Origin of the sequence: Aeromonas sp. L_1B5_3 (assembly GCF_963866575.1) — a bacterium.
Classification (GTDB): Bacteria; Pseudomonadota; Gammaproteobacteria; order Enterobacterales; family Aeromonadaceae; genus Aeromonas; species Aeromonas jandaei.
Map to the genome: position 1 here is coordinate 39,467 of NZ_CAWMDN010000126.1, position 7,031 is coordinate 46,497.

General features: G+C 50.2%; 5 protein-coding genes and 1 pseudogene. All 6 read left to right on the top strand.

Features of this window, described 5'->3' with window-relative positions; genetic code table 11:
• The first annotated feature begins 73 nt into the window (after positions 1-73).
• The 6 genes and pseudogenes from rfbB (at position 74) to AACR93_RS15810 (ending at position 6,646) form a co-directional block, all read left to right on the top strand.
• Entirely contained in the window at positions 74-1,150 is a 1,077-nt protein-coding gene (rfbB, locus tag AACR93_RS15785; protein WP_043851297.1) for a dTDP-glucose 4,6-dehydratase, read from the top strand.
• 25 nt (positions 1,151-1,175) lie between these two features.
• The gene (gene rfbD / locus AACR93_RS15790; protein ID WP_043851291.1) at positions 1,176-2,063 is read left to right on the top strand and encodes a dTDP-4-dehydrorhamnose reductase; all 888 of its coding nucleotides are present in this window, start codon (positions 1,176-1,178) and stop codon (positions 2,061-2,063) included.
• A gap of 112 nt (positions 2,064-2,175) precedes the next feature.
• Positions 2,176-3,064, top strand: a pseudogene (gene rfbA / locus AACR93_RS15795) (glucose-1-phosphate thymidylyltransferase RfbA).
• A 90-nt stretch (positions 3,065-3,154) separates the two neighbouring features.
• Positions 3,155-3,694, top strand: a complete 540-nt coding sequence (rfbC, locus tag AACR93_RS15800) for a dTDP-4-dehydrorhamnose 3,5-epimerase (protein ID WP_082044131.1) — start codon at positions 3,155-3,157, stop codon at positions 3,692-3,694.
• A 50-nt stretch (positions 3,695-3,744) separates the two neighbouring features.
• Positions 3,745-4,803, top strand: a complete 1,059-nt coding sequence (locus tag AACR93_RS15805) for an LPS O-antigen chain length determinant protein WzzB (RefSeq protein WP_052497087.1) — start codon at positions 3,745-3,747, stop codon at positions 4,801-4,803.
• 100 nt (positions 4,804-4,903) lie between these two features.
• The gene (locus AACR93_RS15810) at positions 4,904-6,646 is read left to right on the top strand and encodes a PglL family O-oligosaccharyltransferase (RefSeq protein ID WP_043851292.1); all 1,743 of its coding nucleotides are present in this window, start codon (positions 4,904-4,906) and stop codon (positions 6,644-6,646) included.
• Positions 6,647-7,031: the final 385 nt, after the last annotated feature.

Sequence of the window (7,031 nt, forward strand, 5' to 3'; positions counted from 1 at the left end):
CTCATCAGGGAAATACTCTTCAACCATATATCGTCAGCCGACCTCATATAATAGAAATTCTCGCTTAAATATGTTGCAAAGTCTCGTTACCGGTGGCGCAGGCTTTATCAGTTCTGCCGTGGTGCGCCATATCATCCGTGATATTCAGGACTCCGTTATCAATCTCGATAAACTCACCTATGCCGGCAATCTGGAATCCCTGGCCGATGTATCGTCGAACGAGCGTTATGTGTTTGAGCAGGTGGATATCTGCAATCGCGCCGAGCTGGATCGGGTATTTTCCCTGCACCAGCCGGATGCGGTGATGCATCTGGCTGCCGAGAGTCATGTTGATCGCTCTGACTTTATCGAGACCTATATCGTCGGCACCTATATGTTGCTGGAAGCGGCTCGCGCTTACTGGAACGGCCTGGACGAGGTTCGCAAGGCGGTCTTCCGTTTCCACCATATCTCCACCGATGAGGTGTATGGGGATCTGCCCCATCCGGATGAAGTCGCAGCCGGTGAGCCATTGCCGCTCTTTACCGAAACTACCCCCTACGCCCCCAGCAGCCCCTATTCTGCCTCCAAGGCTTCCAGTGACCACCTGGTACGCGCCTGGCGCCGCACCTACGGTCTGCCCACCATAGTCACCAACTGCTCCAACAACTACGGCCTGTACCACTTCCCCGAGAAGCTGATCCCGCTGGTCATTCTTAACGCGCTGGATGGCAAGCCTTTACCTGTCTATGGCAAGGGCGACCAGATCCGTGACTGGCTCTATGTAGAAGATCATGCGCGCGCGCTCTACAAGGTGGTGACCACGGGCTTGGTGGGGGAGACCTACAACATCGGCGGCCATAACGAGAAACAGAATCTGGAGGTGGTACACACCATCTGCGATCTGCTGGACGAGATGGTGCCAAAAGCGGGCTCTTACCGCGATCAAATCACCTATGTGGCGGATCGTCCCGGTCACGATCGTCGCTATGCGATCGATGCGATCGATGCGACCGAGATGAGCAGTGAGCTTACTTGGCAACCGCAAGAAACGTTCGAGTCGGGAATTCGTAAAACCGTGCACTGGTATCTGGATAACCAGCAGTGGGTCGGCAACGTCAAGAGCGGTGCCTACCAATCCTGGATTGAGCAGCACTATATCCGCGATTGAACAGAACGATGGGGGAGCGTGCCTGATGCATATTCTGCTGTTTGGCAAAAACGGTCAGGTAGGCTGGGAGCTGCAACGTGCACTGGCGCCGCTGGGTCGTATCACTGCCGTTGATTTTGACTCCACCGACTATTGTGGCGATTTCAGCAACCCGGCGGGGGTGGCCGAAACGGTACGCCTGGTCAAGCCGGATGTCATCGTGAACGCAGCAGCCCACACTGCGGTAGACAAAGCCGAGAGCGAGCGGGAGTTTGCCGAGCTGCTCAATGCCACCAGTGTGGCTGCGATTGCCAAAGAAGCGGAGGCATTAGGAGCCTGGTTGGTGCACTACTCCACCGACTATGTGTTTGATGGCAGCGGTGAGCGCCCCTGGGTGGAAACCGATGCGACGGCACCGCTCAACGTTTATGGCGAAACCAAGCTGGCGGGTGAGCAAGGCGCTGCCCTTTGTTCCCGTCACTTGATCTTCCGCACCAGCTGGGTCTATGCCACCCGTGGTGCCAACTTTGCCAAGACCATGTTGCGTTTTGGCAAAGAGCGTCGCGAGATGTCGGTTATCAATGACCAGTTCGGCGCACCGACCGGTGCCGAGTTGCTGGCTGATTGCACGGCTCATGCGATCCGCGTTGCGCAGAGCAAACCCGAGGTCGCCGGGCTGTACCATCTGATTGCCTCCGGTACCACCACCTGGTTTGATTACGCCCAACTGGTGTTTGCCAAAGCCAGAGAGGCCGGGGTTGAACTGGCTGTCACGCAACTCAATGCGGTGCCGACCAGCGCCTTCCCGACCCTGGCCAAACGCCCCCATAACTCCCGCCTTGATACCAGCAAATTCCAGCGTACCTTCGATCTGGTGCTGCCGGACTGGACCGTCGGTGTAGAGCGGATGTTGACCGAGATCCTGGGCAAATAAATCACTGGCTAGGGATGTGTTGAACGCCTCCCTGTCTGGCAGGGATAAAACAGAAAGGAGTGGCCTAACGCCATCCTTTTCTTTTGCAATTTAAAAATAAGAAACAAGCATCATGACCAAACGTAAAGGTATTATTCTGGCCGGTGGCTCAGGCACCCGTCTCTATCCGGTGACCATGGCGGTGAGCAAGCAGCTGCTGCCCATCTATGACAAGCCGATGATCTACTACCCGCTCAGCACTCTGATGCTGGCGGGTATTCGCGATATCTTGATCATCAGCACGCCGCAAGATACCCCCCGTTTTGAGCAATTGCTGGGTGACGGCAGCCAGTGGGGTACTGAATTTGCAGTACAAGGTGCAGCCAAGTCCGGACGGGTTGGCACAAGCCTTTATTCTGGGTGAAGAGTTTATCGGGTCAGCCCCCTGCGCGCTGGTGCTGGGCGACAACATCTTCTACGGCCACGACCTGCAGAAACAGCTTGAAACTGCGGCAGCCAAAGAGAGTGGCGCTACCGTCTTTGCCTACCACGTGCATGACCCTGAGCGTTATGGGGTGATGGAATTTGATAAAGAGGGTACCGCTATCTTTCTGAAAGAGGAGCCATTGGAGCTCAAGAGTGACTATGCAGTTACCGGCCTCTATTTCTACGACAACAGTGTGGTAGAGATTACCAAGAGCTTGAAGCCATCGCCACGTGGTGAGTTGGAAATAACGGATATCATCAATCACTATCTTACCACCGGGCAATTGACTGTCGCCATAATGGGGCGCGGTTATGCTTGGCTTGATACCGGAACTAATGAATCCCTGATTGAAGCGAGTAACTTTATTCAGACCATCGAAAAGTGCTAGGGATTAAAGGTTGCGTGTCCAGAGGAGATCGCTTTGCGCAAGGGATTTATCGATGCAGATCAGTTGCGAACGCTCGTTAATCAGCGGGCAACAAATGGATATGGTCAATACCTGATACGGTTGCTTGCCACTCGGCCTGATGTGTGAGTCGGGTGAGTTTTTTGAAGGAGACGTTCGGTCTGGGAAGTCAAACAGTAAGCAAGCGGTTATCTGGTTCTTTTTCGCATGGGTTTATCAATGCAATATCGTGCAACATCGCTAGCGGGGGTTATGATCCTTACGCCCACAACTTTTTTTGATCATCGTGGCCAATTCCGTGAGTGTTTTCGTCAAGATGAGTTTGAGCAACACTGCGGCCATTATCCGCTGGTGCAAGATAATCTGAGTCGTTCGGTCGGGGGCACGTTGCGTGGCTTGCATTATCAATGCAGCAGACCACAGGGCAAGCTAGTGCAGGTCATCAGCGGAACCATTTTTGATGTGGCGGTTGATGTTCGGCCAGCGTCGCCAACGTACGGGCAATGGTTGGGTTGTTTGTTAAATGCAGAACTTGGTGAGCTTATCTGGATTCCCCCCGGTTTTGCGCACGGTTTTTATGTGGTCAGTGATAGCGCTGATGTTTTTTACAGATGTAGCGATTATTATCATCCCGGTGATGAAGCTACTATTCGATGGGATAGCCCTAATCTGGCGATAAAATGGCCACTATCTGAACAGTGGCCCTTATTGCTGTCGGATAAAGATCGCCAAGCCCCTTGTTTTGTTGGTGCCCCTTAGTCGTGTCCTTGTTGTAATATTTTTAACATTAATAATGACGAGAGAGATATATGAGCAAAAAAACGCCAGCCATTCCTAACCAGTGGGTACAAACACCTGAATCAGACGAGATCGATCTGCGTGAACTGGTATTGGTATTGTGGCGCCAAAAAGTATTGATATTGTTGGTGACTGGCGTATTTGCTATGGGGGGGATCGCATATGCCATATTATCGCCACAAATTTGGTCAGCCAAGGCGGTCATTTCTGTGCCGAGTAGCGAAGATCTTCGTTCTCTGGTACGGGCTGCAAACCAAGCCAAGTTGCTTGGGATAAGCGACTTTCCCAGTGGACAGGAGTTGTATGATGAGTTCGTTCGTGAGTTCAACTCTTATGAGAATCGTCGCGATTTTTTGAAGGGTACTTCCTTCTTCCAAGAACAAGTCCAAGAGGCTCAGCTGGATTCGCGTGAACAACGCCTGTGGTTACGTAAGTGGGCCGAGTTTATCACTGCTGAGGCCGTGGATAAAAAGGGGGAAAGACCCGGGAGTATCATTACGAGCAGTGCAGAAAATTCTAGTCAAGCATTAACGTTGCTGGAAACCTATATTCAATTCATTATTTCAAAGCAACAGCACGAATTAGTCAGCAAACTGAAGGAAAAACAGTCAGCTGATATTTCTATTTTGAGCACTAGCTTGCAATTAATCAAAGAAGATGCCGAACGCGCGTTAAAAAGTGATATTGATAATCTGGCTCTGACTATATCAATTGCCAAAGCGGCTGGAGTTGAGCAACCACTGACTAACTATAATAACGATGATCGCTTTGCACTCACTTTGGGTACCAAAGGGTTGGAAGAAAAACTGAAGGTGCTCAAAACTCTCGATCTGACCACATATCAACCTAAATTGACCGAGATTCAGGTGAAGATTGATCGTCTCAAGCTTGTCAAAATGGATGATATTAGCTTCAGACCCTTCTCGTATCTTGATGCTCCAGAAGAGCCGCTAAGCCGTGATAAACCCAAACGTCCATTGATAGTGGTATTGGCAACCCTGCTCGGTGGTATGCTGGGGGTCGCAATTGTGCTGGTACGCCATGCTTTTCGTCGGCCAGAAGCAGCATAATGTGAGTGGTTGACTGAGTGGAGGGGGCTATTTGCCCCCTTTCTTTTTATCTATCTTTTCGGTGCCCTTTCAGTTTTGGGTCTGCTTCAGGAACTGGGCTATGACGTTAACGCGAATCATGATGATTTTAAGCGTGCTCTACTGGCTGATGGGCATGCACTTTTTTATGCACAACCCTGGTGGTGCAGGGCTGTATCTTCCCTTTAATACATGGGGGTGGGTCTTTGCTTCGTTGGTTATTGGGCTAGGATTGTGGCAAGTGACGTTACGCCAGCGTCTGGTATTTTCTTCATTACAGGCTGCGTTATGGATAGGGGCTTTTTTGCTGCTGCTCCCTATGCTCTATCCAGGTTTTGCACTTAAGGATTTTGCCATTCCCAGATTGTTGGGGCTGTTTGCTGGTCTGCTGTTTTTGTTCGGGCTCTATCAATGGAGCTTTAATCGGCTGCAGCGTGATCGCCTGCTCTACCTGATCCTGATTGCGATCGCAATAGAGGCTGTGATTGGTCTGGTGCAGTTCTATCTGTTGACTCCGGGCAACTGGATTGGCTATGACACCAAGGCCAATCGCCCATATGGGATATTCCAGCAGCCAAATGTGATGGCAACCTTTATGGCAACCGGGGTTGCTCTTGCTATCTGGTTGGAATTACGTAGCGAGGTGAGTCGCTTGCTGATGACTCTGCGCTATGGCGTCATTCTATCTGCGGCACTGTTACTGGTTGTTTTACAATCCCGAGTGGGCCAATTGGGTGGCCTCTTAGCCCTGTTTTTATTGTGGCCGCAACTGTATCGTCACCAATTGCTCTGGCGCGTATTGGCTCTGATTATATCGGCGGTAGTGATTGGATTGCTATCACAATATTGGATGGCAGGAGCAAAGCGTGGCTTAGAGATTTATCAATCTGGAGGTATGCGATCCATTTATTGGCCCTACGCAATAAAGATGATTTTACAGGCACCCTGGACTGGGTGGGGATATGGCAATTTTGAGTCAGTATTTCTGCATCACTACATGGCGGATAAAGCGCTGAATCCTGGCATGGTTCAGATCGAATACAACCTAGATCATCCACATAATGAATTTCTCTACTGGGCTGTTGAAGGTGGCATTGCCCCCATGGTCGGAATGGTGATCATGGGGGGGGCACTATTGTGGCAGCTAAGCAAGACAAGATTGAGTCATGGAATGGCGTTGTTGGCGCTGGTTACACCCATCTTGCTGCATACCCAGACTGAATATCCTCTCTATCATGCTATCGCATTGTGGTGGCTGCTTCTGACGTTTATTTACATTATTGATGCAGAGATTGAAGAGGCCGCTCTTGCCAATGATGGGCGTACCACATGGTGGGAATTTGAGTGTCGCCCTTGGTTGTTATTGCGTTTTATGGCAATTGCGATTCCTCTGGTCGTGGTTCCTTTTATGCTGACAGCGATCCATACCGCCTGGGTAGTTACCAAATATGAGCGAGGTGGCTATAAGGAGCCGACCTTGTTACTGGATATCGTCAATCCAATGGCATGGTTGACCAGAGTTGAGTTTGATGTGAACTCGGTTCGTCTTATGGTTGGTTTGCAGACCCATAACAAAGGTGAACTTGAAGCTTATCTTGATTGGGGCAAAGAGTTTGTTCGCCATACGCCAAGAGCCAATATATACGCCAATATGGTCATAGCTCTTAATGCACTGGGGCGGATTGAGGATGCCAATGCACTGCGTCGTGAGGCGTTGGTGCTATACCCAACCGAGCCTTTATTGACAGGCTCTGTAGCCACCTCAGTGATCAATAGCGTTGATCAGCGAGCCAATAGTGCAGCAAAGGAAGCCAAGGGACAGTAATCTCACGGGAAAGCCAGTTCTTAAAGTGCTGCCTTTCCTATTGGTTACTACCTTTGCAGCTGTAGAAATCAAGAACCAGCTATCAGGGGCATCATAACATGATGATTTATATGGATAAGATAATTTTTTGATGGCAATTTCTTCAAGGGCTTAATTGGGGAGGGGGTATATCATTAACCACTGAGTTTGCAGACCTACTCTCCTGATTTGATATAGTGGATTGTGTTGCACTGTGCTTTTTATTAAGGTATTCCTCATGTCTATCAAACATAGACTGGGCCGATGCAGAGTGGGGGCATCGGTACTATGTGGTAATTATGAGTCTATCTCTGTCGTTTATTTAGCCTTGTTTTTTCAGAACGGCAGCCTAAATAGCTGTTCCGAA